This is a genomic window from Novosphingobium sp. (assembly GCF_036803765.1).
Taxonomy (GTDB): domain Bacteria; phylum Pseudomonadota; class Alphaproteobacteria; order Sphingomonadales; family Sphingomonadaceae; genus Novosphingobium.
Genome location: NZ_DAIRTS010000005.1, coordinates 39,960 through 61,193, shown reverse-complemented (window position 1 = coordinate 61,193; position 21,234 = coordinate 39,960). Strand labels below are relative to the sequence as shown.

Genomic DNA, 21,234 nt, shown 5'->3' with positions numbered 1-21,234 from the left:
GGTTGGCCGCGCCTTACCCCCGCGGCGGGTGTTCGACCGCGAGCCGCCCCCGGTGCGGTTCAGGCAGGGCGCGGGCTGTCCGATGGCAGCACCACGAAGCGCCAGAGGACACCGCTTGCCAGCAGGTGCAGTGCTGCGGGCAGGAAGCCGAACGTCAGGGCAATGCCGGTGAGCGCCGACCCGCTGGTCGCCCGATGGGCGGCGAAGCCGAACAGCGAGAGGATCCCGCCCGCCAGCAAGGCGCCGCCCAGCGCGAGACCGAACTTTTCGGCGAGCGTCCATACGGCTGACATGGCGCCGCCCAGTTCCTTCCCCTCGGTGTTGCGGTCGGCCAGCACGTCCGAAAAGAACGCGAGCAGCATGATGCCCCAGCCCGAGTTGGCAAGGCCGATGCCCACCGAGATGAGATAGGTGTGCCATACGGGTGTCGTGGCGTCGCACGATGCCCAGGCCGCCATCAGCAGCGCCTGCGCCACCACCGCGCCCTGGTAGCAGCGTCGATTGCCGAAGCGGCGCGAAAGGTAGATCCACATCGGCGAGGCGGCGATAACCGCGAGCCCCGCCAGCAGGACGAGCACGCCGAGCTGCGCGATCGCGGCCTCCAGCTTCATGTTGTAGGTGAGAAAGAACACGATCGTGGCATTGGTCATGCCCGCCGCGATCTGGTGCGTGGCGAACACGCCCAGCAGCAGGTTGAAGCGGCGTTCGGCAAAGACGTCGGCAAGCACGCGCCAGCGCAAGGCGTTCGCGGCGGTGGAGGCCGCCCGCCGGATCGGCATGTGCCGGGACGCGAAATAGCCCGAACACAGCGCCACGCCCGCGATCGCGCTCAGCACGAGGCCGGTGGTGATATAGGCACTGCGGCCGGCACCAAGATGGTGGATCAGCCAGGGCGCGAACGAGGAACCGGCGAGGAGACCGATGCCGATCCAGCCGTGCCGCCACGCCATCAGGTCCGACCGCTCCGCCGCATTGTCGGAAACTTCCGAGTATTGCGCCAGATAGGGAACGGAGATCGCCGAGAACACGATCATGTACAGGGTCATCGAGGCGATGACGTAAGCGGCCTGAAGCAAGGGCGTTGCTTGAGGCACGGCGAAGATCGCACCGAATGCCACGGGTGCCGCGATCGCGCCGACGAGCAGCCAGTTGCGACGGGGAAAGCGCGACGCCATCCGGTCGCTGCCGACGCCGACGAGCAGGTCGCTGATGCTGCCGAGGATCGCCTTGGGAATGAACACCGCCATCCCCGCCAGCGCCGGACCCATGCCGACGACACTCGTCAGGTAAAACAGCAACAGCATCGAGGGCGTGTCGCGAAACAGCTGCCCGGCCACGTGAGCGCCGGTGAAGGCGGCCTTGCGGCCAACAGGTATCGTCATGCTATCGCTCCTCGGCTCGCCCGCGCGCCGCACCCGCGCGTGCGCACCCGGGCGAAAGTCAGTCGTCGTGGCGGGCCGCGGCAAGGATCGCCTGGTTGAGGCGGGTCTGGCGCAGGGCCGAGCCGTGCAGCACCGACCGGTTGGGCAGGCCGCGCACCGCGCGCGCGAATTCGCGGGCCTGCGTCTCGAAGTAATGGGTGATGCCGTCGTTGAACAACGCGGTGTCCTCGCTGGCCGCGCGCTGCGGCACGACCACGGGCTGGTCGTCGATCCACAACTCGTCGCCGTTCTCGACCCGCACGGTGGCATTCTCGAAGTGCGCGACCTTGCGATTCATCATCGTCGCCTGGTTGTACGACAGGTGGATCGAGGCGAGCACGTCGTCGGGATAGCGCAGCAGGATCATCGCCTCGTCCTCGGCCTGCCAGCCGTCCTGGTGGCGCGCCACCTCGACGTGGATGCGGCGCGGGTCGACCTCGCCGACGACGAGTTGCAGGAAGTCGATCGCATGCGGGGCGAACAGCGTCAGGATGAGCCCCTCGTCCCAGGTGCGGGTCGCCCACCAGGGTGCCTGCGGACCGTCCCAGAACACGCACATGGTGATGCTGACCGCACGCAGCTTGCCAAAGCTCGCGCGCCGGTCCTGCAGGGTGCGCACCGCCTCGACATGGCGGAAGGTGTGACCGGCCGCGAGCACCAGCCCGCGACTGTCCGCGAGCGCGGCCATGGCCTCGGCATCGGCGACGGTTTCGGCGAAAGGCTTCTCGACCAGCACGTGCTTGCCGGCCTGGAGCACCTGCATCGCCTGTGCGGCGTGGAGCGCGTTGGGCGTCGTCAGGATGACCGCCTCCACCGCGTCGAGCGCGAGCACGTCGTCGAGCGAGGCGCAGGCATGCTCCGCGCCGAACTCGGACGCGACCTGCCGGGCCTTGTCGAGATCGGGATCGGCCACGGCCACCAGCCGCAGTTCCGAGGGATGACGGGTGATCGCCTTGAGATGCAGCGGTGCGATCCGCCCACATCCCACCACCGCGATGCCGCAAGGCTTGTCGATCGTCATTCCATCATCCTTCGGTCCGTCGGTACGTTTCAAAACCACCCGCTCCGGGGCAGGTCAGATCCCGATGCACAGGTACTTGAGTTCCAGATAGTCATCGATGCCGTGGCGGCTGCCCTCGCGGCCGAGGCCCGATTGCTTGACCCCGCCGAAGGGCGCAACCTCTGTCGAGATCAGTCCGGTGTTGATGCCGATCATGCCCGTCTCGAGTGCCTCGGCGACCCGCCAGGTCCGCGCAAGGTCGCGGGTATAGAAATAGCCGGAGAGGCCGAACTCGGTGTCGTTGGCGAGCGCCAGGACCTCGTCCTCGGTCTCGAAGCGCATCACCCCGGCGAGCGGGCCGAAGGTCTCGTCGTGGTTGAGCAGCATGTCGCCACGCACATCGGCGATGACCGTGGGCTCGTAGAACGTGCCGCCCAGCGCCGAGGGACGACCGCCGGCCAGAAGGCGCCCGCCTTTGTCGAGGGCATCGGCGACGTGGCTTTGCACCTTTTCCAGCGCGGCGCGGTCGATCAGCGGCCCGAGGTCGCTGCCCTCGTCGAGCCCCGATCCGAGCGTCATGCCCGAAACCCGCTCCGCCAGCTTCTCGACAAACGCATCGTAGATGCCAGACTGCGCATAGATGCGGTTGGTGCAGACGCAGGTCTGCCCGCTGTTGCGGAACTTGGAGACGATCGCGCCCTCGACCGCAGCATCGAGGTCGGCATCGTCGAACACGATGAACGGCGCGTTGCCGCCCAGCTCGAGGCTCAGCTTCTTGATGGTCTCGGCCGACTGGCGCATCAGCGTGCGGCCGACCTCGGTCGACCCGGTAAAGCTGATCTTGCGCACTTCCGGGTTCGACGTCAGCTCGCCGCCGATCGCGCGCGCGCTGCCCGTCACCACGTTGAACAGACCGGCGGGAAGCCCTGCCTCTTCGGCAAGCACGGCCAGCGCGAGGGCCGACAGCGGCGTCTGCGAGGCCGGCTTGAGCACGACGGCACAGCCCGCCGCCAGCGCGGGGCCGATCTTGCGCGTGATCATCGCGCTCGGGAAGTTCCACGGCGTGATCGCCGCGACGACGCCGATCGGCTGCTTGAGCACGACGATGCGCTTGTCCGCGGCATGGCCCGGGACGACGTCGCCATAGGTGCGTTTGGCCTCCTCGGCGAACCACTCGAGGAACGAGGCGGCATAGGCGATCTCGCCGCGCGCCTCGCGCAGGGCCTTGCCCTGTTCACGCGTCAGCAGGACGGCGAGCGCCTCCTGCTCCTCCATCATCAGGTCGCGGAACCGGCGCAGGATCTGCGCGCGTTCCTGCGCCGAGCGTGCCGCCCATGCCCGCATCGCCTCCTTCGCTGCGGCGATGGCCCGACGCGTCTCGGCGACCCCCATGTCGGGCACCGTGGCGATGGCCTCGCCGGTCGCGGGATCGGTCACCGTGAGGGTGCCACCCGCGTCGGCGGCCACCCATTGCCCATCGATATAGGCGGACTGGCGAAGGAGGGTTCGTGTCATGCTGCTGCGCTCCGTGATTCGTTCTTGTCCGAGTCGTGGCAGGGTGGACGCCAAGAGCGCGCCGCGATCAAGCGATCGCTTCGGCCTCTGCAAGACTGGTAAACATCGACTGCTTCAGCAGATACTCCCGGCGCAGCGTGTCGTCTGTGACCAGCGTGCGCATCGCGTCGAGCTTGCGCTGGTGCGCCTCGCCCTTTTCGCCGCGCATGATCGCCATGTTGGCGATCGTCTGCTGCTGGGTGAAGTCGTGCGTGACGGTGCGCCGCTGGCGATCGTAGCGCTCGAGCAGGTCGGGACCCGCTTCGCCCTTGATCACCTGGACCAGCTTCTCGCAGCCGTTGAACGCGTCGTGGATGCCGCTGTTCATGCCGAAGCCGCCGAGCGGATTGTTGAGGTGCGCCGAATCGCCCATCAGCAGCACGCGGCCGTGGTGGAAGCTCTTGGCGACGCGCTGGTGCACGCGATAGATCGTGCGGTGCTCGGTCTTGACCGCTTCACCGTCGGCGACCAGCCCGCCGAAGACGGCGTTCTTCTTCTCGTCCGACAGCAGCCAGGCGGGATCGTCTTCCGCGCTCGCCGGCACGAGTACGCGCCACACCGAGGGCACGCGCAGCAGCACGAGCCATTCCTTCGGGTCGGACACGTAGTTCACGTAGGCGAGATTGGGGATCTCGTCGTCGATCCGCTGCTTGGTGCTGAGGCACAGGAAGTGCTCGGGATAAGTGAACCCGTCGAACTCGATGCCGAGCCACTTGCGGACCAGCGAATTGGCCCCGTCGGCACCGATCAGGTAGTCGGCGTGCACCTTGGTGATGCCGGTGACGTGCTCGAGCGAGACGGTCACGCCCTGGTCGTCCTGCTCGAAGTGGATGACGCGGTGCCCGAACATGACGCGGGCCTTGGCCTGCTCGGTGAGGCGCGAGGACAGCGTGCGCGCCAGGTGATACTGTTCGCACTGGACGCGGAAGGGAAAGCGCGTGACGTCGCTGATCTCGGCCAGGTCGAACGAGAGCACTTCGCCGGTCTGGCGGTCGCGCCAGTGATAGACGGGAGCCTTGAGGCCCATGTCGATCAGGTCCTGCGCCACGCCCAGCGTGTCGAGCATCTCGAGCGTCGGGCTGTGGAAGGTCGAGGCCCGCAGATCCTGCGCGGCGTCGAGGCCGGTCTCGGCCAGGATAACGTCGATCCCATGCTTGGCCAGGTACGTCGCGGCAACGCAACCGACCGGCCCTGCGCCGGCGATCACGACCTGGGCTCGTTCCATTTCACGGGTCATTTCTAGAGATACCCCCTCGTCTGATAGGCAGAATTGCTAGGCAGCCGGCCGATCGCGGGCCACATGGCTCCGCGAAGTCTCCACTGGACGAACAGGTCGTCGCAGCCGGAGCGGCTCACAGCTCGGCGAGCAGCCTGCCGAAACCGTCCATGCGGTCGTTGAAGCCGTTGGCGCGCAGCGCGTGCCAATAGGTGGCGGTGTTGATGGCGATGACCGGCTTGCCGAGCCACAGTTCGGCCGCGGCGGCGAAGCGGACGTTCGAAACGTTGGTGCCGACCTGGATGATCGCCTCGACGTCGTCGCCGTCGATCGTGCGCATGGCATCACGCAGGCGGCCGGCGTCGAGTTCGGCGATCGCCGTCCACGAGGGGCACTGCAGCGCGGCGTCGCGCACGCTGTCATAGCCGTGGTCGGCGAGGAAGCGGCGGACCTGATCGTTGGCGGCGGGAAAATACGGCGAGAAGAACGCGACCTTGCGGATGTTGCCGTAGGCCTTGAGCGCCGCGACGACCGCCTCGGCGCCCGTGGTGACGCCAAGGCCGGATAGCTGCTCGATCGATTCGCGCCACTTGCGACCACCCTCGGCGCCGCCGAAGAAGGTGACGGCCGACATGCCCATGACGAGGTAGTTCGGCTCGCAGGTCATCACGCCGGTCACGGCATCGGCGGTGTGCCGGTCGATCTCGGCAACGCCGGCCATGAACGTCTCGTTCGAGACCGCAGCGGGATTGGAGACGACGATGCGGCTGTAGTGGTTGGTCACCCCGAACGGTCGCATGTCGTCGAAGTCCGGCTGCACGACGGTGTTGGTCGACGGTCCGAGCACGCCGAATTTCTGGCGAAAACCCAGGCTGTCGGCATTCCGCCTGCCGGTCGAATGTGTCATGTTTCGGTCCTCCTGCGAACGCGTGACGGCGCTCGCCCGATCTCTCTGGACCCCGAGCCTAGCCGCTTCCGCGGGTCTGTCCGGCGCAGGAAAGCTGACTATCCGACAGCCGAACATGCATTGTCCGTGGCGCGCCGGCGCTGGATAGTGGCGGTAGGCTGCGGATTGCGATCAGGTGCTTTGGCGCCCCGTCGCGCGACATGCGCGCAATGGCGAGAACAGGAGAACGGAATGAGCGGCAGGGCAGACATCGTCATCGCAGGGGGCGGGATCGGCGGCATGACCGCGGCCGTGGCGATGGCCCAGGCGGGCTTTCAGGTCACCCTGCTCGAGGCCGCACCGCAGTTCGGCGAGATCGGCGCGGGCGTCACGCTTTCGCCCAACGCCATGAAAGGCCTCGACCATATCGGCATTTGCGAGGCCGTGGCCGCCGCCGGGATCGAGCCACGCCGCCAGCGCATCCAGCACTGGGAGGACGGGCGCATCCTGCGCGCGGTCGAACGCGCGGACCAGCGCGCAAAATACGGCGCGCCCTACGTGACCATCCACCGCGCCGACCTCCACGCTTTGCTGCTGGATGCCGCGCGCGAGGCCGGCGTTGCGCTGCACACCGGCGCGCAGGTCGTCGACAGCGAGGGGGCAGCCGTCATCCTCGCCGACGGCCGCCGCTTCGAAGGCGATCTCGTGGTCGGTGCCGATGGCGTCAAATCCGCGATCCGCCGCCGCTTCGAGGACAGCCCGGCACACTTCACCGGCCACGTCGCATGGCGCGCCCTGCTGCCGGTGGACGAAAGCCTGGCACCCCTGGCGGACTACCCCGGCATCCACATCGGCCCCGGCCGCATGGTCACGCGCTATCCGGTGCGCGGCGGGACGCTGCTCAACTGCGTGTTCTTCGCGCGCCAGCCAGGCTGGACCGAGGAAGGCTGGAGCATCCCGGCCAGCGTCGAGGATCTCTCCGCCACGTACGAGGGCTGGTGCGACGAGGTCCGGGCGATGATCGCCGCCGCCGGGCACGGGGCGCTGTTCAAGTGGGCGATCCATGCGCGCCAGCCGCTGACCAACTGGATCATCGAGGACCGGGTCACCTTGCTGGGCGACGCGGCCCACGCGATGACGCCGTTCCTCGGCCACGGCGCAGCCTGCGCGATCGAGGATGCCGTCGTGCTTTCGCGCGTGCTGGACGACAGCGCGAGCGTTGCCGAGGCGCTGCGTCGCTATGTCGCCGCGCGCCACGAACGCACCAGCTTCATTCAGGCCGAAAGCAATGCCAACGCCGATCGCATGCAGGGGCAGGAAACCGAGAGCTTCGGCCTGGCCGGCATGCGGGACGAGGAATCGCTTGGGCTGTTCACCTATGACTGCAGGACCGTTGCTGTATGAGCGCCCTTCCCTTCGACGGTAACACCATCGCGCCCGAGACGCGCACCTTCCTGGCGCAGCCGCACAAGCTGCTGATCGACGGCCGCTGGGTCGATGCCCATGGCGGCCGTGACCATGTCACGCTCGATCCGGCGACCGGCCTCGAACTCGCCCGTTTCCAGGTCGGCGATGCACGGGACGTCGACGATGCCGTCGCCGCGGCTTGCCGCGCCTTCCCGGCCTGGGCCGCCCTGTCGGCGGGCCATCGCGCCGCGCTGCTTTTCCGGCTCGCGCGCGTGATGGAAGCCCATGCCGGGCTGCTCGCCGAACTCGACGTCATCGACAACGGCATGCCCGTCGGCATCGCCCGCCTGACGGTGGCGAACTGCATTGAGATGGTCGACTATTACGCCGGTGCGGTGCTGCGCATCGAGGGCACCACGATGCCGCCACCGCGGCACATCGCCGACACGGGCGAGGCACTGACCTATACCCTGCGCGAACCGGTCGGCGTCGCCGGCCTGATCGTGCCGTGGAACGTGCCGCTGTCGACCGCGATCCTCAAGCTGGCCCCTGCTCTCGCCGCCGGCTGCACCGCGGTGATCAAGCCGTCGGAGGAGACGCCACTCTCGCTGCTCGCGCTGGGCGACATGATCCTCGAGGCGGGGCTGCCTGCGGGCGTGGTCAACATCGTCAACGGCTTCGGCGCCGATGCCGGCGCAGCGCTGGCCGAGCATCCCCGGGTCGACAAGATCAGCTTCACCGGCTCGACCGCGACGGGCCGGCGCATCGTGCAGGCCGCGCTGGGCAATCTCAAGAAGGTCTCGCTCGAGCTGGGCGGAAAGTCGCCGGTCGTGGTCATGCCCGACGCAGATCTCGCCGTCGCGGTGCCGGGCGTGGCGATGGCGACGTTCTTCCTCCAGGGGCAGAACTGCATGGCTGGCACGCGCATCTACGTTCACGCCGGCATCCACGACCGCCTGCTCGAGGGACTGGCCGCTTTCGCCGCACAGATGGTGCTGGGCCATGGATTGTCGGACGCCACGCATCAGGGGCCGCTGATCTCCGAGGCGCACAGGGACAAGGTGCTCGGCCATATCGCGCGGGCTGAGGCCGAAGGCGCGCGCCTGGTCGCCGGTGGCCGGCGGGTGGATCGCCCGGGCTGGTTCGTCGAGCCGACGATCCTGGCCGACACGCGCGCCGACATGGCTATCGAGCGCGAGGAAGTGTTCGGCCCGGTCATGGCGGTGCGCCGCTTCGACACGCTCGACCTCGACGTGATCGCGGCCATGGCCAACGAGAGCATCTACGGCCTCTCGGGCAGCGTGTGGACGCGCGATCTCGCGACGGCACACCGCCTCGTGGCGCGGATCCGCTCGGGCCACGTCTCGATCAACACACATGGCGCGGTGGGCACGAATGTCCCGTTCGGCGGCTATGGCCAATCGGGCTGGGGGCGCGAGTTCGGCAAGGACGGCCTCGACGCCTTCCTCGAGACCAAGGCCGTCACCGTCCGCCTCTAGGAAACGCGAACGCCCCCGCATCGGCTGCGGGGGCGTTCGTCGTTGCCGGGCTTGCTCAGCCGCCGATCAATGCGAGCGCACGCGCCTCGTCGATGACTTCGGCATACTTGGCCTGGAGGTCGAACAGGTTGGCCTCGTGCGGCGCAGCGTGGCGGTCGCCGCAGGCCTCGCGCACCACGAAGGGCACGAAGCCGCTCTGCAGTGCATCGAGCGCGGTGGCGCGCACGCATCCCGAGGTCGAGAACCCGGTGATAAGCAGACTGTCGATCCGCTGCGCCGCCAGCGTCGAGGCCAGCGACGTCCCGAAGAATGCCGAGGCATATTGCTTGGAGACGATGGTCTCCCCGGGCAGCGGCTGGAGCGTGTCGGGGAAGGCGCCCATCGGCGAGCCGCGCTGGAACGCCGACAGCGCGGGCACCTTGGCATAGAACAGCCCGCCATCCGCCCCGCCGGGCTGATAGACGACATTGGTGAAGATCACCGGCATGCCGGCCTTGCGCGCCGCGGCGACGAGCCGCTCGTTCGAGGCCAGAGCGGCCTCGAACGCGGGATCGTAGAGCGGCGAGCCCGGCGTCAGATAGGCCACCACGACATCGATGACGAGCAGCGCGGGTCGGGTGCCGAAAGGCAGGGCCCCGTCGAAGGCGCCGGCGTAGCTGGACGTGAGGGCCTCGTTCATTCGGCAGCGTCCTGGAGGGCGTGCTGCCAGCGGGGCGGGCGGGGTGCGGGCAGGCCGGTCTGGGCCTCGCAGGTGGCGCGCAGGGTGTCGAGGTCAGGGCCGAAGTCGAAGACCTCGATCGCCCCGCGTGCGGCACGCATGTCCTCGCGCAGGGCCTTGGTGGCGGCTTCGTCGACCTCACCGTTTTCGGCGGCGACCACGCCATAGGCGCGCGCGCCCCCGGCGGTGACGAGGCCCTGGACGATCTCCTTGCCGACCAGCGCGGGATCGCGCTCGAGAGGGTCGCCCCAGCCGCCCCCGCCCCAGGTGACGAAGTGCAGGATGTCGTCGGCCTCGACCTCGAGGTCCTCGACCTTGTTGCCGACCACGTGCTGCGTGCCGTCGGGCTTCTCGAGGATCTTGCGGGCCCGCGCCCCCGGCGCCCCGCCGTTGACGCCCCACGGCGGCACGAACCAGCGGTCGTCGTGGATCGCGATCTTGCCCGCCTCGAGGAAGCGGTAGGACATGACGATGCCGTTGCCGCCGCGATGCAGCCCCGCGCCGCCGCTGTCCGCCACCGTCTCGTAGCGCTCGATCACCAGCGGGAAGTAGCGCTCGAGGAACTCGTTGGGCACGTTGGTGAAGTTGGGGAACAGCGAGTGCCCGTCGGGCCCGTCGCCGAGCGGGCGGCCGGGGATCCCGCCGAAGCCGATCTGGAACAGCTGGAAGTATTCGCCCGCCTTGTCGAAGCCCGAGTAGAACAGGTGCGGCGAGGAGGAGAAGCCGGCGGCGGTGAGGAACTCGGGCGTCTTCTGCCCGAGCAGCCCGCCCAGGATGTCGAACATCCGCCCCAGCGCATGGGTGCGTCCCGAGAGCGCGGCCGGGAAGCGCGGCTTGAGCAGCGAGCCTTCGGGGATGCGCACGTCGATGAGGTCGTAGTAGCCGTCGTTGAACAGGATCTGCGGGTCGAAGACCATGATCATGTAGATCCCGAAGAACATGCGCATCATGTTCTCGTTCAGGAAGAAGTTGATCGAGGCCTGGCTCTGCGGGTCGGTGCCGTCGAAGTCGAGCACCACGCGCCCGGCCTCGCGCCACATCGTGCAGCGGATCTTGTAGGGCCCGTAGCCCAGCCCGTCGTCGCAGATGTAGTCCTCGAAGCTGACCTTCTCCTCGCTGATCGCGGTGTCGATCAGCTGCTGCATCGCCTTGTGGTTGCGCGCCAGCAGTTCCTCGCAGGCCGAGACGAACACGTCGTCGCCGAAGCGCTCGGCCATCTCGACGATGCGCCGCGCCGCGACCCGGCACGAGGCGATCAGCGCGTTGAGGTCGGCCTTGCACCAGTCGGGCGTGCGGACCTGGTGCATGATCAGCCGGATCAGGTCCTCGTTGTAGACGCCCTGCTTGTAGATCTTGATCGGCGGGATGCGCACGCCTTCCTGGAAGATCGAGGTGGCATCGATCGGCATCGAGCCGGCGACCATGCCGCCGATGTCCGACTGGTGCCCGAACATCGAGGTATAGGCGATCAGGCGCCCGTCCTTGAACACCGGCAGCAGCACCAGCCAGTCGTTGCAGTGGCTCACCGCGCCGCCCACCGAGTAAGGGTCGGACAGCATGATGAGGTCGCCTTCCTCGACCGTGCCGTCGAAGCCGTCGAGGAACGGGCCGATGTACGAGCCGAACTGGCCCACGATCATGCGGCCCTTGTGGTCCGCGATCAGCGGGAAGGCGTCGCCCTGCTCGCGGATGCCGGGCGACATGGCGGTGCGGACGAGGGTGGCGTCCATCTCGACGCGGGCGTTGCGCAGCGCGTTCTCGATGATGTCGAGCGTGACGGGGTCGATCGCCTGCTTGGCGAAGGCGGTGTCGTTGCTCTGGATGATCCGTGCGGTCATGGCGATCCGCTCCTTCAGGCCAGGGTGATCAGGATATTGCCGACGGCGTCGACCGTGGCGATGCAGTCGGACTCGATCAGGGTGGTGGAATCCATCTCGATGACGATGGCCGGCCCCCTGATGACGTCCTGCGCCTTGAGCAGGGCGCGATCGTAGATCACGGCGGGCTGCATGCGCCCGTCCATGTAGAGCTCGTGGTCGCGGATCCTGGCTGCGGCCGGATCGCCGTTGCCGACCGGCAGCTGCGCGGCGGGCAGGTCGAGCGCCTGGCCCAGCGCGACCGCGCGCAGGTTCACGATCTCGTGCTCGCTGTCCATGTTGAAGGTGAAGAGGCGGCGGTGCTCCTCGTCGAACTGGCCGGTCAGCGCAGCCAGGCCCTGGTCGCGCAGGACCGCGAGCGTCACCGGCATCGGCACCTCGAAGGCCTGGCCGGCATAGCGGATGTCGACCTCGAAGGTGATGGTGATCTCCTCGGGCGCGACGCCCTCGGCCTCGAGCTCGCCGCGGATCTGCGTCTCCATCTCGGCCAGGATCGCGGCCAGCGCATCGGCGCTGGTCCTGGAGGCCAGCGTCGAGAACGAGCGCGCGGTCTCGGTGCGCATCTGCGTCGTCGCATCGCCGAGCGCGCACAGCACGCCGGGCGAGACCGGCGAGACCGCGGGCCAGCTGCCCATCAGCCGCGCGACCGCGTTGACGTGGATCGGCCCGGCGCCGCCGAAGCCCATCAGCGCGAAGTCGCGCGGGTCATAGCCCTGCTGCACCGAGATCATGCGCAGCGCGCCGAACATGTTCTCGTTGACGATGTCGATGATGCCGCGCGCGGCGGCGTAGAGGTCGATGCCCAGCGCATCGGCGATGCCCTGCACCGCCTTGATCGAGCCGGCGCGGTCGAGCTTGAAGGTGCCGCCCAGCAGCGCCTCGGGCAAGTAGCCGAGCACGACGTTGGCATCGGTCACGGTGGGCAGCGTGCCGCCCTTGCCATAGGCCACCGGCCCGGGCACCGCGCCTGCCGACTGCGGGCCGACGCGCAGCGCCCCGGTCAGCTCGGGCACGTAGGCAATCGAGCCGCCGCCCGCGCCCACCGTCTTCACGTCGAGCGCGGAGGCGCGCACCGCGAGGTGGCCGACCTCGGTGGTGCGCACGCGGCGCGCCTCGAGGTTCTCGATCAGCGCGACGTCGGTCGAGGTGCCGCCGACATCGAGCGTCAGGATGTTGCGGATGCCGGCATTGCGCCCGACCCAGATCGCGCCGGTCACGCCGCCCGCCGGGCCCGACATCAGCAGCGAGACGGGATGCTCCTCGGACTTTTCCGAGGTCATCAGCCCGCCGTCGGAGCGCAGCAGCGAGAGCTTGCCCGCCATGCCCGCCTCGCGCAGCCGCGAGCGCAGGTTGCGCACGTAGCGGCCCACTACCGGGCGCACCGCGGCATTGGCGACGGTGGTCAGCGTGCGCTCGTATTCCTGCATCTCGGGCAGCACGACGTGGCTGAGCGACACCGGCACGCCGGGCAGGATCTCGGCGGCCAGTTCGCCCACGCGCTGCTCGTGCGCGCCGTTGAGATAGGCGTTCATCAGGCTGACGGTCAGCGCCTCGACGCCCTGCGCCTTGAGCTTCTCCAGCTGGCGGCGGATGTCCGCGTCGTCGATCGGGCGCAGCTCGCGGCCTCGCGCATCCATGCGCCCCTTGATCTCGAAGGTGTCCTCGAGCGCGGCAAGCGGCTCAGGCTTGGGCCACACGATCCACCCGGCCAGCCCGCCCGGCACGAAGCTGCGCGCGATCTGCATGACCTGGCGATACCCCTCGGTCACCACCAGACCCACGCGCGCGCCCTTGCCCTCGAGCACCGCGTTCGTCGCGACCGTCGTCCCGTGCAGGAAATACTCGATGTCCGCCGGCGTCACCCCCGCCTTGTCGCACACCGCCATCACCCCGTTCAGGATCCCCTCGCTGCTGTCATGCGGCGTCGACGGCGTCTTGTGACGCCAGAATGCCCCGCTGGCCTGATCGAACAATAACAGGTCGGTGAACGTGCCACCGACGTCGACGCCCAAGCGATAGGCCATTTCCAAGCTCCTGTGACGGGTCCTGCCCGCGAGTGTTCCGTGATGGCGCCATCCTCTCGAAACCCCGCAGGAGAGACCAGCCGGGGGTCGGATTTGCTCGCTGAGCGGTCATCGTGCCGGGCACGAGCGCACCCCCGGACGCACGAAGGCCCGCCATGTCGCCATGGCGGGCCTTGCGTTGCAGCAGTATCGGCGATCGCCCCTTACAGGACGGCGCAGATGGTCTTCCATTCGAGGTAGGAATCGAGGGCCTGGCGGCCGCTGTCGCGCCCCCAGCCCGAGCGCTTGATCCCGCCGATCGGCAGCGAGGCATCGTACATCGCGTGGCAGTTGATCCACACCGTGCCGGCCTCGATTGCGCTGCTCATGCGATGCGCGGTCGAGAGCGAGGATGTCCAGACGCTCGATGCAAGGCCGTACTGACTGTCGTTGGCCGCGGCGATGACTTCGTCGACGTCGTCGAAAGGCTGGGCGACGACGACCGGGCCGAACACCTCCTCGCGCACGATCTCCATGTCGGGGCGGACATCGGTGACCACGGTCGGCGCCATGAAGGTCGCCGCATCGCCCAGCAGATCGCCGCCCGAAAGCACGCTCGCGCCATCGCGGCGTGCCCCCGCGACGAAGCCGGCCACGCGCTCGGCATGGCGCGCGGACACGAGCGGCCCCATCTGCGTTGTCGCATCGAGGCCATGCCCCATGGCAAGGCCCTGGCCGTAGCCGACCACACCCTCGATGACGCGGTCGTAGATCGAGCGGTGAACATAGAGCCGCGAGCCGGCGATGCAGACCTGGCCTGCGTTGAAGAAGATCGCATTGGCGACGCCGGGCACCGCGAGGTCGAGGTCCGCGTCAGGCATGACGATCGCCGGCGACTTACCGCCCAGCTCCAGCGTGATGCGCTTGAAGTCCTGCTTGGCCGAATCCATGATCGCGCGGCCGGTCTGCGTCGATCCGGTGAAGGCGATCTTGGCGACCTTGGGATGTTGCGCCAGGCAGGCGCCGGTGCGGCTGCCGAGGCCCGTCACGATGTTGAGCACGCCTGCGGGCAGGCCGGCCTCCATCATGATCTCGCCCAAGAGCAGTGCGGTCAGTGACGTGTCCTCGGCGGGCTTGAGCACCAGCGTGCAGCCTGCCGCCAGCGCGGGCGCGAGCTTCATCGCCGTCAGCACCAGCGGCGAATTCCACGGCACGATCGCCGCGACGACGCCGACCGGCTCGCGCAGGGTCCAGCTGCGGACCTGCTTGCCCTCGGGCTGGTAGTTGATCGAGCTGTCGATGACCTGCCCCTCGATCGCCATCGCCTGGCCGGCGAAGAAGCGGAACTGCGCGATGGCGCCCGGGATCTCGGCCCAGCGCCCGACGAACAGCGGCTTGCCCTGGTCGAGCGTCTCGAGCTCGGCGAGGTCGTCGATCCGCGCCTCCATCAGGTCCGCGATGCGCCACAGCAGCCGGGCGCGCTCCGCAGGGGTCGTCGCCTTCCAGCGCGGCAAGGCACGGCGCGCCGCCTCAACAGCGGCATCGACGTCGGCCTCGCTGGCATCGGCGATGCGCCCGAGCTCCATCCCCGTCGCCGGGTCGAGCGTGGCAAGCGTGGCCCCGCCCGTGGCCGCGACCCACGCACCGTCGATCAACAGGCCGGTTCCACCGGCACGGCGATCGAGGAAGGACAGCGATTCGGGCCGAAGGGCGGGACGGGTGATCTGGAGCACGGGCAATTCCTCGGATGGAGCAGGTCGAACCGGCGTGCGAGGCGGTCCTTCGCAAAAGCGGGACGGCGCACGCTGCAACGCCGACATTGTTCCGACAAATCTGCGCGAGGGTGGCGCGCTTATGGACATTATCCGCCTGTCGGATAAACTTGGCTTTTATGACCGCACTTCGAGGACTCCATGATCACCTGTCGGTCATCGAAGTGTCATCGAGGAGTCGCATCATGGAAAAGGGCGTTCCCATCCGGTCCATCAGCAGGTCGATCGCCGCGCTGAAGGCCATCAACGAACAGGGCTCGCTCACGATGATGGAAATCTCGCGAGCCTCGCGCATCCCCTACCCCACCGCCTGCCGCATCGTACAGACGCTGCTGTTCGAAGGGCTTATCGAGCAGGAACCGTCGCGCAAGCGCTATCGGGCGACGGCCTTGGTCCAGACCCTGGCCCACGGCTTCCAGCACCGCGACCATCTCGTGGCGACCGCGCGGCCGCACATCCTCGAGCTGACCCGCGAGGTCGGGTGGCCGATCTCGATCGCGATCCGCGTCGGCCGGCGGATGATGCTGCGCGACAGCACCCACGCCAATACCGCGCTGACGTTCGAGAACTATTATCCCGGCTTCACGCTGCCCATCCTCGACAGCGCCTCGGGCAAGCTCTCGCTGGCCTATGCCGCCGAGGAAGAGCGCGAGATGCTGATCAATTGGATTCACGAGGCCCCCGAGGTCGATCCCGAATACCTGCGCTCGGCGGTAACCAGCCTCGATGTCGAGAAGATCCGTGCGGCCGGATATGCCGTGCAGGGCCGCAACCACTTCAACCGCACCCCCGGCAAGACCTCGTCGATCGCCGTGCCGATCTTCAACAAGGGCGAATTCGAGGCGGCCATGACCATGGTGTTCTTCGTCAGCGCAATGAAGATCGATGCCGCAATCGAGCGCTACCTGCCCGTGCTCAAGCGCCACGCCGCCGCCATCAGCGCCGACCTGTCGAACGCCGGCGGGCGGCACTGAAGCGGGACTGCTCGCGGGGCGGATAAAGGCGCGGGCGCTGCTACTGCCCGCAGCGGCCCCGCGGTAGTCGCAGCGCATGACGGGACAGACGCTCTACGACAAGCTCTGGCAGGCGCATGTCGTCCGGGAGGACGACAGCGGCCAGACGCTCCTCTACATCGATCGCCACCTGCTGCACGAAGTCAGCACCCCGCAGAGCTTCGCCATGCTGCGCCGCGAGGGCCGCACGGTCCGCCGCACGCAGACGCAGCTGGCGGTGGCCGATCACAGCGTGCCGACCCGCGGCCGCGAGTCGATCGCCGATCCCCAGGCCGCCGCCCAGATCGCCTTGCTCGAGCGCAATTGCGCCGAGTTCGGCATCGAGTACCTGCCGCTGCTTGGCGAGACGCAGGGCATCGTCCACGTCATCGGGCCGGAGCAGGGCTTTACGCTGCCCGGCGTCACACTGGTCTGCGGGGACAGCCACAGCTCGACCCATGGCGCCTTCGGTGCGCTGGCCTTCGGCATCGGCGCCAGCGAGTGCGGCATCGTCATGGCGACGCAGACGCTGTGGCAGACGCGCGCCAAGACGATGCGCGTGACCTTCGAGGGTGCGCTGCGCCCCGGCGTCTCGGCCAAGGACATGGCACTCGCGCTGATCGGGCGCATCGGCGCATCGGGCGCGATCGGCCATGCCATCGAATATGCCGGCGAGGCGGTCACCGCGCTGTCGATGGAAGGGCGCATGACGCTGTGCAACATGGCGATCGAGGCCGGATCGCGCACCGGACTGGTCGCGCCCGATGACGTGACCTTCGCTTACCTGCAGGGCCGCCCGCGTGCACCCGAGGGCGCGATGTGGGACGCGGCCCTTGCCTATTGGCAAACGCTGCCATCCGATGCCGACGCCCGTTTCGACCGCGAGATCCGCATCCGCGCCGACGAGATCGCCCCCCAGGTGACCTTCGGCACCAGCCCCGACCAGGTCATCGCCATCGACGCCGCGATCCCGGCGGGGGATGCCCGGCTCGACCGCGCGCTGGGCTACATGGGGCTGGCCGCCGGCGCCGGTATCGCCGGCCTGGCGATCGACCATGCCTTCATCGGCAGTTGCACCAATGGCCGGATCGAGGATCTGCGCAGTGCCGCCGCGGTGGTGAAGGGCCGCCATGTCGCCCAGGGCGTGCGCGCGCTGGTCGTGCCGGGATCGGGCCCGGTCAAGCGGCAGGCCGAAGCCGAGGGCCTCGACCGGATCTTCGTCGACGCCGGGTTCGAATGGCGCGAGCCGGGCTGCTCGCTGTGCGTTGCCATGAACAACGACCGCCTGCCCGAAGGCAGCCGCTGCGCCTCGACCTCCAATCGCAATTTCGAGGGCCGACAGGGCGCGGGCGCACGCACCCACCTGATGAGCCCGGCAATGGTCGCCGCCGCCGCGGTCGCCGGCCGCATCGTCGATGTCCGGGAGATGGGCCGATGACCCCGCTGATCCGCGTCGAGGGCGCCGCGCTGTCGCTGCCCCAGGCCGACGTCGACACCGACGTGATCTATCCCGCCCGCTTCCTGCTCATCACCGAGCGCGACGGGCTGGGCCGCTATGCGTTCCACGACTGGCGCGAGCCCCCCGGCTTCCCGCTCGCCCCCGAGGTGACCACGGCGCCGCCGATCCTGGTGGCCGGGCCGAACTTCGGCTGCGGGTCCAGTCGCGAGCAGGCGCCCTGGGCGCTCGATGGCCTGGGCATCCGGGTGGTGATCGCATCGAGCTTTGGCGAGATCTTCTACTCCAACTGCTTCAAGAACGGCATGCTGCCGGTCCGCCTCGACGAGGCGATCGTCGCCGGGCTTCACCCGCGCGCCGATGCCGGCGAGCGGTTTGCGGTCGACCTCGAGACGCAGACGCTGACGGTCGGCGGGGATGCCCCCCTGCCCTTCGCCGTCGCGCCGCACCAGCGCGAGGCCCTGCTCAACGGATGGAGCGAGATCGCCCGCATCGAGGCCCTGCACGCGCAGGCCATCGACACCTTCGAAACGGCGCAACGCAGCGCCGCCCCCTGGCTCTGGCAAGGATCCCCCCGATGACCGATACCCGTCTGCGCGACAAGCTCGCCACCAAGCAGTTCTTCGCCGTGCCCGGCGTGCAGGACATGATTGCTGCCACCGTCGCCGATCGCGTCGGCTTCGACATCGTCTATGGCACCGGCTACTGGCTGACCGCCTCGGCCTATGGCCTGCCCGATGCCGGCATCGTCGGCTATTCGCAGATGGTCGACCGCATGGCGACCGTGAAGCGCACGTCCAAGGCGGCTCTGATCGCCGACGCCGACACCGGCTATGGCGGCCTGCTCAACGTCCACCACACCGTACGCGGCTACGAGGCGGTCGGCGTTTCGGCGATCCAGCTCGAAGACCAGGAATTCCCCAAGAAGTGCGGCCACACGCCGTACAAGCGCGTGATCGCGGCGCAGGACATGGCCGACAAGATCAAGGTCGCGGTCGAGGCGCGCGAGAGCATGCTGGTCATCGCCCGCACCGATGCCCGCCAGTCCGAAGGCCTCGACGGCACGCTGCGCCGGCTCGATGCCTATGCCAAGGCCGGTGCCGACATCCTCTTCCCCGAAGCTCTGCAGAGCGAGGAGGAAATGCGCAAGGTCTGCGAGACCTTCGACCTGCCGGTTCTCGTCAACATCGCCAATGGCGGCCTGACCCCGCCGCTGAACGCCAGCGTGCTCGCCGAGATCGGCTTCGCCTTCGGCATCTACCCCTCGCTGACCAGCCTGGTCGCCGCGTCCGCCATGGAGCAGGCGCTGATCCAGCTGCGCGACCATGGCGTGGGCGAGCCCAGCGAACCGCCGGTGTTCGATTTCCGCACGTTCTGCTCGATGATCGGGTTCGAGGACGTCTGGGCGTTCGATCGCAAGTGGGGGCAGGCCGACTGATGCGCATCACGGCCGCCCTGCTGGAACAATCGGGCGGCCACGCGCTGCCTTATGCCCAGACCACGCCGCTCCAGCTCGCCGAGCTGGAGCTGGACCCGCCGCTGCCCGGCGAATTGCTGATCCGCATCGATGCCGCCGGCCTGTGCCATAGCGACCTGTCGGTGGTGAACGGCGACCGCGCCCGCCCCATGCCGATGGCGCTGGGCCACGAGGCGACGGGCATCGTCGAGGCACTCGGCAGTGCCGACGATGCCGATTTCGCGGTGGGCGACCGCGTGATCCTCGCGTTCCTGCCGGCTTGCGGCGAATGCGCACGCTGCCGGGCGGGCGAACCCTACATGTGCAGCGCGGGCGCTGCGGCCAATGGCGAGGGGCGGCTGCTCAACGGCGGGCGACGCCTGCACCACGACGGCTGCGACGTGCATCACCACCTCGGCATTTCCGCTTTCGCCACGCATGCGGTGGTCGACCGACGCTCGGCGGTGAAGGTCGAGCGCGACCTTCCGCCCGAGATCGCGGCGCTGTTCGGCTGTGCGGTTCTTACCGGCGCGGGCGCGGTGTTCAACTCGGCCGCGGTCCGGCCCGGCGAGACGGTGCTGATCTACGGCCTCGGCGGCGTCGGGCTGTCCGCCCTGCTCGCGGCACGGGCGATCGGGGTGTCCACGCTCGTCGCGGTCGACCCTTCGGCCGAAAAGCGCGCGATCGCCGAATCGCTCGGTGCTACCGCGCTCGCCCCCGATGCGGCGGACGCGGCGCTGCCCGCGCTGTTCCCCGGCGGCGGCGCCGATGTCGTGGTCGAGACGGTCGGCCGCGCCGCGGTGCTGACCGCCGCTTACCAGGCCGCACGCCGCGGGGGCCGGGTCTGCACGGTCGGCCTGCCCAACCCGGCCGAGCGCTTCGACATTCCCGCGATCTCGCTGGTGGCCGACGGAAAAACACTCATCGGTAGCTACATGGGATCGGCCGTGCCCGCGCGCGACATTCCCCGTTATATCGCCCTGTGGAAGGAAGGACGGATGCCGGTGGAAAAACTTCTGACGTCGATCAACGATTTGGGCGAGATCAACAGGCTCATGGACGAACTGGCGCAGGGGCGCGCCATCCGCCAGGTGATGCGGCCATGACGATGCGGCGTGGCTACGCCGACGGCCCGTTCGGCCAGGTGCATTACCAGGCGGCGCCCGAGGGGCGCCCGCTGGTCCTGCTGCACCAGGCGATCATGCAATCGGCGCAGTTCGATGCGGTGTTCGCGCCGTTGATCGCCCGTGGCCTGCGCCCGGTCGCAATCGACATGCCCGGCTTCGGCATGTCCGACGCGCCGCCCCACGAGCCGACCATCGCCGACTATGCCAGTGCGGTAATGCCGGTCCTCGACGCGCTGGGCATCGACGACGCCGTGTTCGCGGGACACCACACCGGGGCGCTGGTGGCGACCGAATGCGCCCTGGCGCATCCGGAGCGCGTCACCGCCGTGGTGCTCGCCGGCCCGATGATCATTACCGAGGATGAGCGGCAGGCCGGCTTCGACCAGCTGGTCAGCAAGGAACGGGCTTTCGTCGCCAAGCCCGGCGGCGCGCATTTCCCGCAGATCGCCGCGATCCGCGAAATGCTCGCCGAGGGGACGATCGGGCCCGATCGCATCAGCGAGTATGTGATCCAGGCCATGCAGGCCTATCACCGCGGCGCCTATCACTATGGCCACAACGCGGCCTTTACGTATCGGCACGAGCCGCGCATGTGCGCGCTGCGCCAGCCGACGCTGCTGCTGACCAACACCGGCGACATGACGCACCCCTATGCGCTTGCCGCGCGCGCGCTGCGCCCGGACTTCGCCTGGGCCGAGATCGCAGGTGGGGGCATCGACATCTGCGACCAGGAACCACAGGCCTGGGCCGATGCGATCGCGGACTTCATCGACGGTTTGCCCCCACGCCCCTGACAGGGAGCTGGCGGGCCTGACAGGAAAAGGGCGGGGAAGCATCGTGCTTCCCCGCC

General features: G+C 68.7%; 17 protein-coding genes. 8 read left to right on the top strand and 9 right to left on the bottom strand.

The features are described from left to right. Positions 1 to 59: 59 nt before the first annotated feature. From V7Q48_RS04725 to V7Q48_RS04705, 5 genes are all read right to left on the bottom strand, one after another. Positions 60 to 1,382: an MFS transporter gene (locus V7Q48_RS04725; RefSeq protein ID WP_333836583.1), complete on the bottom strand. Its 1,323-nt coding sequence runs from the start codon at positions 1,380 to 1,382 to the stop codon at positions 60 to 62. 58 nt (positions 1,383 to 1,440) lie between these two features. After that, positions 1,441 to 2,442, bottom strand: coding sequence for a Gfo/Idh/MocA family protein (locus V7Q48_RS04720; protein ID WP_333836582.1), 1,002 nt, complete (start codon positions 2,440 to 2,442; stop codon positions 1,441 to 1,443). Between the two features lie 54 nt (positions 2,443 to 2,496). Continuing rightward, complete coding sequence (locus V7Q48_RS04715; RefSeq protein WP_333836581.1) at positions 2,497 to 3,936, bottom strand: NAD-dependent succinate-semialdehyde dehydrogenase; 1,440 nt, start codon at positions 3,934 to 3,936, stop codon at positions 2,497 to 2,499. 67 nt (positions 3,937 to 4,003) lie between these two features. After that, positions 4,004 to 5,200, bottom strand: coding sequence for an FAD-dependent oxidoreductase (locus V7Q48_RS04710; protein WP_333836580.1), 1,197 nt, complete (start codon positions 5,198 to 5,200; stop codon positions 4,004 to 4,006). A gap of 127 nt (positions 5,201 to 5,327) precedes the next feature. Further along, complete coding sequence (locus V7Q48_RS04705) at positions 5,328 to 6,098, bottom strand: maleate cis-trans isomerase family protein (protein WP_333836579.1); 771 nt, start codon at positions 6,096 to 6,098, stop codon at positions 5,328 to 5,330. A gap of 231 nt (positions 6,099 to 6,329) precedes the next feature. Between V7Q48_RS04705 and V7Q48_RS04700 the strand changes: the two genes are divergently transcribed. Beyond that, positions 6,330 to 7,481, top strand: coding sequence for an FAD-dependent monooxygenase (locus V7Q48_RS04700; protein WP_333836578.1), 1,152 nt, complete (start codon positions 6,330 to 6,332; stop codon positions 7,479 to 7,481). Beyond that, a complete protein-coding gene (locus V7Q48_RS04695) occupies positions 7,478 to 8,983 on the top strand; it encodes an aldehyde dehydrogenase family protein (protein WP_333836577.1) in 1,506 nt (501 codons plus the stop codon). The genes V7Q48_RS04700 and V7Q48_RS04695 overlap by 4 nt, the downstream gene beginning before the upstream one ends. Before the next feature lie 55 nt (positions 8,984 to 9,038). Here V7Q48_RS04695 and V7Q48_RS04690 read toward each other — a convergent pair whose 3' ends face one another. The 4 genes from V7Q48_RS04690 to V7Q48_RS04675 form a co-directional block, all read right to left on the bottom strand. Further along, entirely contained in the window at positions 9,039 to 9,662 is a 624-nt protein-coding gene (locus V7Q48_RS04690; RefSeq protein ID WP_333836576.1) for an isochorismatase family protein, read from the bottom strand. Further along, positions 9,659 to 11,539 (bottom strand): hydantoinase B/oxoprolinase family protein, encoded by a 1,881-nt coding sequence (locus V7Q48_RS04685; protein ID WP_333836575.1) that lies wholly within the window; start codon positions 11,537 to 11,539, stop codon positions 9,659 to 9,661. The genes V7Q48_RS04690 and V7Q48_RS04685 overlap by 4 nt, the downstream gene beginning before the upstream one ends. A 14-nt stretch (positions 11,540 to 11,553) precedes the next feature. Continuing rightward, entirely contained in the window at positions 11,554 to 13,602 is a 2,049-nt protein-coding gene (locus tag V7Q48_RS04680) for a hydantoinase/oxoprolinase family protein (protein ID WP_333836574.1), read from the bottom strand. A gap of 203 nt (positions 13,603 to 13,805) precedes the next feature. After that, positions 13,806 to 15,314: an aldehyde dehydrogenase family protein gene (locus tag V7Q48_RS04675; protein WP_333836572.1), complete on the bottom strand. Its 1,509-nt coding sequence runs from the start codon at positions 15,312 to 15,314 to the stop codon at positions 13,806 to 13,808. A gap of 224 nt (positions 15,315 to 15,538) precedes the next feature. On the opposite strand from V7Q48_RS04675, the gene V7Q48_RS04670 reads away from it, so the two are divergent. The 6 genes from V7Q48_RS04670 to V7Q48_RS04645 all read left to right on the top strand — a co-directional run bounded on the left by V7Q48_RS04670 (position 15,539) and on the right by V7Q48_RS04645 (position 21,178). Continuing rightward, positions 15,539 to 16,327 carry an IclR family transcriptional regulator domain-containing protein gene (locus tag V7Q48_RS04670; protein WP_333836570.1) on the top strand — a complete coding sequence of 263 codons (789 nt, stop codon included), beginning with the start codon at positions 15,539 to 15,541 and terminating at the stop codon, positions 16,325 to 16,327. Positions 16,328 to 16,403: 76 nt separating this feature from the next. After that, the gene (gene leuC, locus V7Q48_RS04665; protein WP_333836568.1) at positions 16,404 to 17,783 is read left to right on the top strand and encodes a 3-isopropylmalate dehydratase large subunit; all 1,380 of its coding nucleotides are present in this window, start codon (positions 16,404 to 16,406) and stop codon (positions 17,781 to 17,783) included. Continuing rightward, positions 17,780 to 18,382 (top strand): 3-isopropylmalate dehydratase small subunit, encoded by a 603-nt coding sequence (leuD, locus tag V7Q48_RS04660; RefSeq protein WP_333836566.1) that lies wholly within the window; start codon positions 17,780 to 17,782, stop codon positions 18,380 to 18,382. Before leuC ends, leuD begins: the two co-directional genes overlap by 4 nt. Continuing rightward, positions 18,379 to 19,239, top strand: a complete 861-nt coding sequence (locus tag V7Q48_RS04655) for an isocitrate lyase/PEP mutase family protein (RefSeq protein WP_333836564.1) — start codon at positions 18,379 to 18,381, stop codon at positions 19,237 to 19,239. Before leuD ends, V7Q48_RS04655 begins: the two co-directional genes overlap by 4 nt. Next, entirely contained in the window at positions 19,239 to 20,363 is a 1,125-nt protein-coding gene (locus tag V7Q48_RS04650) for a zinc-binding dehydrogenase (protein ID WP_333836563.1), read from the top strand. The genes V7Q48_RS04655 and V7Q48_RS04650 overlap by 1 nt, the downstream gene beginning before the upstream one ends. Next, the gene (locus tag V7Q48_RS04645) at positions 20,360 to 21,178 is read left to right on the top strand and encodes an alpha/beta fold hydrolase (protein ID WP_333836562.1); all 819 of its coding nucleotides are present in this window, start codon (positions 20,360 to 20,362) and stop codon (positions 21,176 to 21,178) included. The genes V7Q48_RS04650 and V7Q48_RS04645 overlap by 4 nt, the downstream gene beginning before the upstream one ends. The last annotated feature ends 56 nt before the right edge of the window (positions 21,179 to 21,234 follow it).

Excerpts from the sequence above, each read along its gene's own strand:
- V7Q48_RS04720 (WP_333836582.1), bottom strand. The coding sequence starts at position 2,442 with ATGACGATCGACAAGCCTTGCGGCATCGCGGTGGTGGGATGTGGGCGG.
- V7Q48_RS04725 (WP_333836583.1), bottom strand. The coding sequence starts at position 1,382 with ATGACGATACCTGTTGGCCGCAAGGCCGCCTTCACCGGCGCTCACGTG.
- V7Q48_RS04705 (WP_333836579.1), bottom strand. The coding sequence starts at position 6,098 with ATGACACATTCGACCGGCAGGCGGAATGCCGACAGCCTGGGTTTTCGC.
- V7Q48_RS04670 (WP_333836570.1), top strand. The coding sequence starts at position 15,539 with ATGGAAAAGGGCGTTCCCATCCGGTCCATCAGCAGGTCGATCGCCGCG.
- V7Q48_RS04700 (WP_333836578.1), top strand. The coding sequence starts at position 6,330 with ATGAGCGGCAGGGCAGACATCGTCATCGCAGGGGGCGGGATCGGCGGC.
- V7Q48_RS04710 (WP_333836580.1), bottom strand. The coding sequence starts at position 5,200 with ATGGAACGAGCCCAGGTCGTGATCGCCGGCGCAGGGCCGGTCGGTTGC.
- V7Q48_RS04645 (WP_333836562.1), top strand. The coding sequence starts at position 20,360 with ATGACGATGCGGCGTGGCTACGCCGACGGCCCGTTCGGCCAGGTGCAT.
- leuC (WP_333836568.1), top strand. The coding sequence starts at position 16,404 with ATGACGGGACAGACGCTCTACGACAAGCTCTGGCAGGCGCATGTCGTC.
- leuD (WP_333836566.1), top strand. The coding sequence starts at position 17,780 with ATGACCCCGCTGATCCGCGTCGAGGGCGCCGCGCTGTCGCTGCCCCAG.
- V7Q48_RS04690 (WP_333836576.1), bottom strand. The coding sequence starts at position 9,662 with ATGAACGAGGCCCTCACGTCCAGCTACGCCGGCGCCTTCGACGGGGCC.
- V7Q48_RS04680 (WP_333836574.1), bottom strand. The coding sequence starts at position 13,602 with ATGGCCTATCGCTTGGGCGTCGACGTCGGTGGCACGTTCACCGACCTG.
- V7Q48_RS04650 (WP_333836563.1), top strand. The coding sequence starts at position 19,239 with ATGCGCATCACGGCCGCCCTGCTGGAACAATCGGGCGGCCACGCGCTG.
- V7Q48_RS04695 (WP_333836577.1), top strand. The coding sequence starts at position 7,478 with ATGAGCGCCCTTCCCTTCGACGGTAACACCATCGCGCCCGAGACGCGC.
- V7Q48_RS04655 (WP_333836564.1), top strand. The coding sequence starts at position 18,379 with ATGACCGATACCCGTCTGCGCGACAAGCTCGCCACCAAGCAGTTCTTC.
- V7Q48_RS04715 (WP_333836581.1), bottom strand. The coding sequence starts at position 3,936 with ATGACACGAACCCTCCTTCGCCAGTCCGCCTATATCGATGGGCAATGG.
- V7Q48_RS04685 (WP_333836575.1), bottom strand. The coding sequence starts at position 11,539 with ATGACCGCACGGATCATCCAGAGCAACGACACCGCCTTCGCCAAGCAG.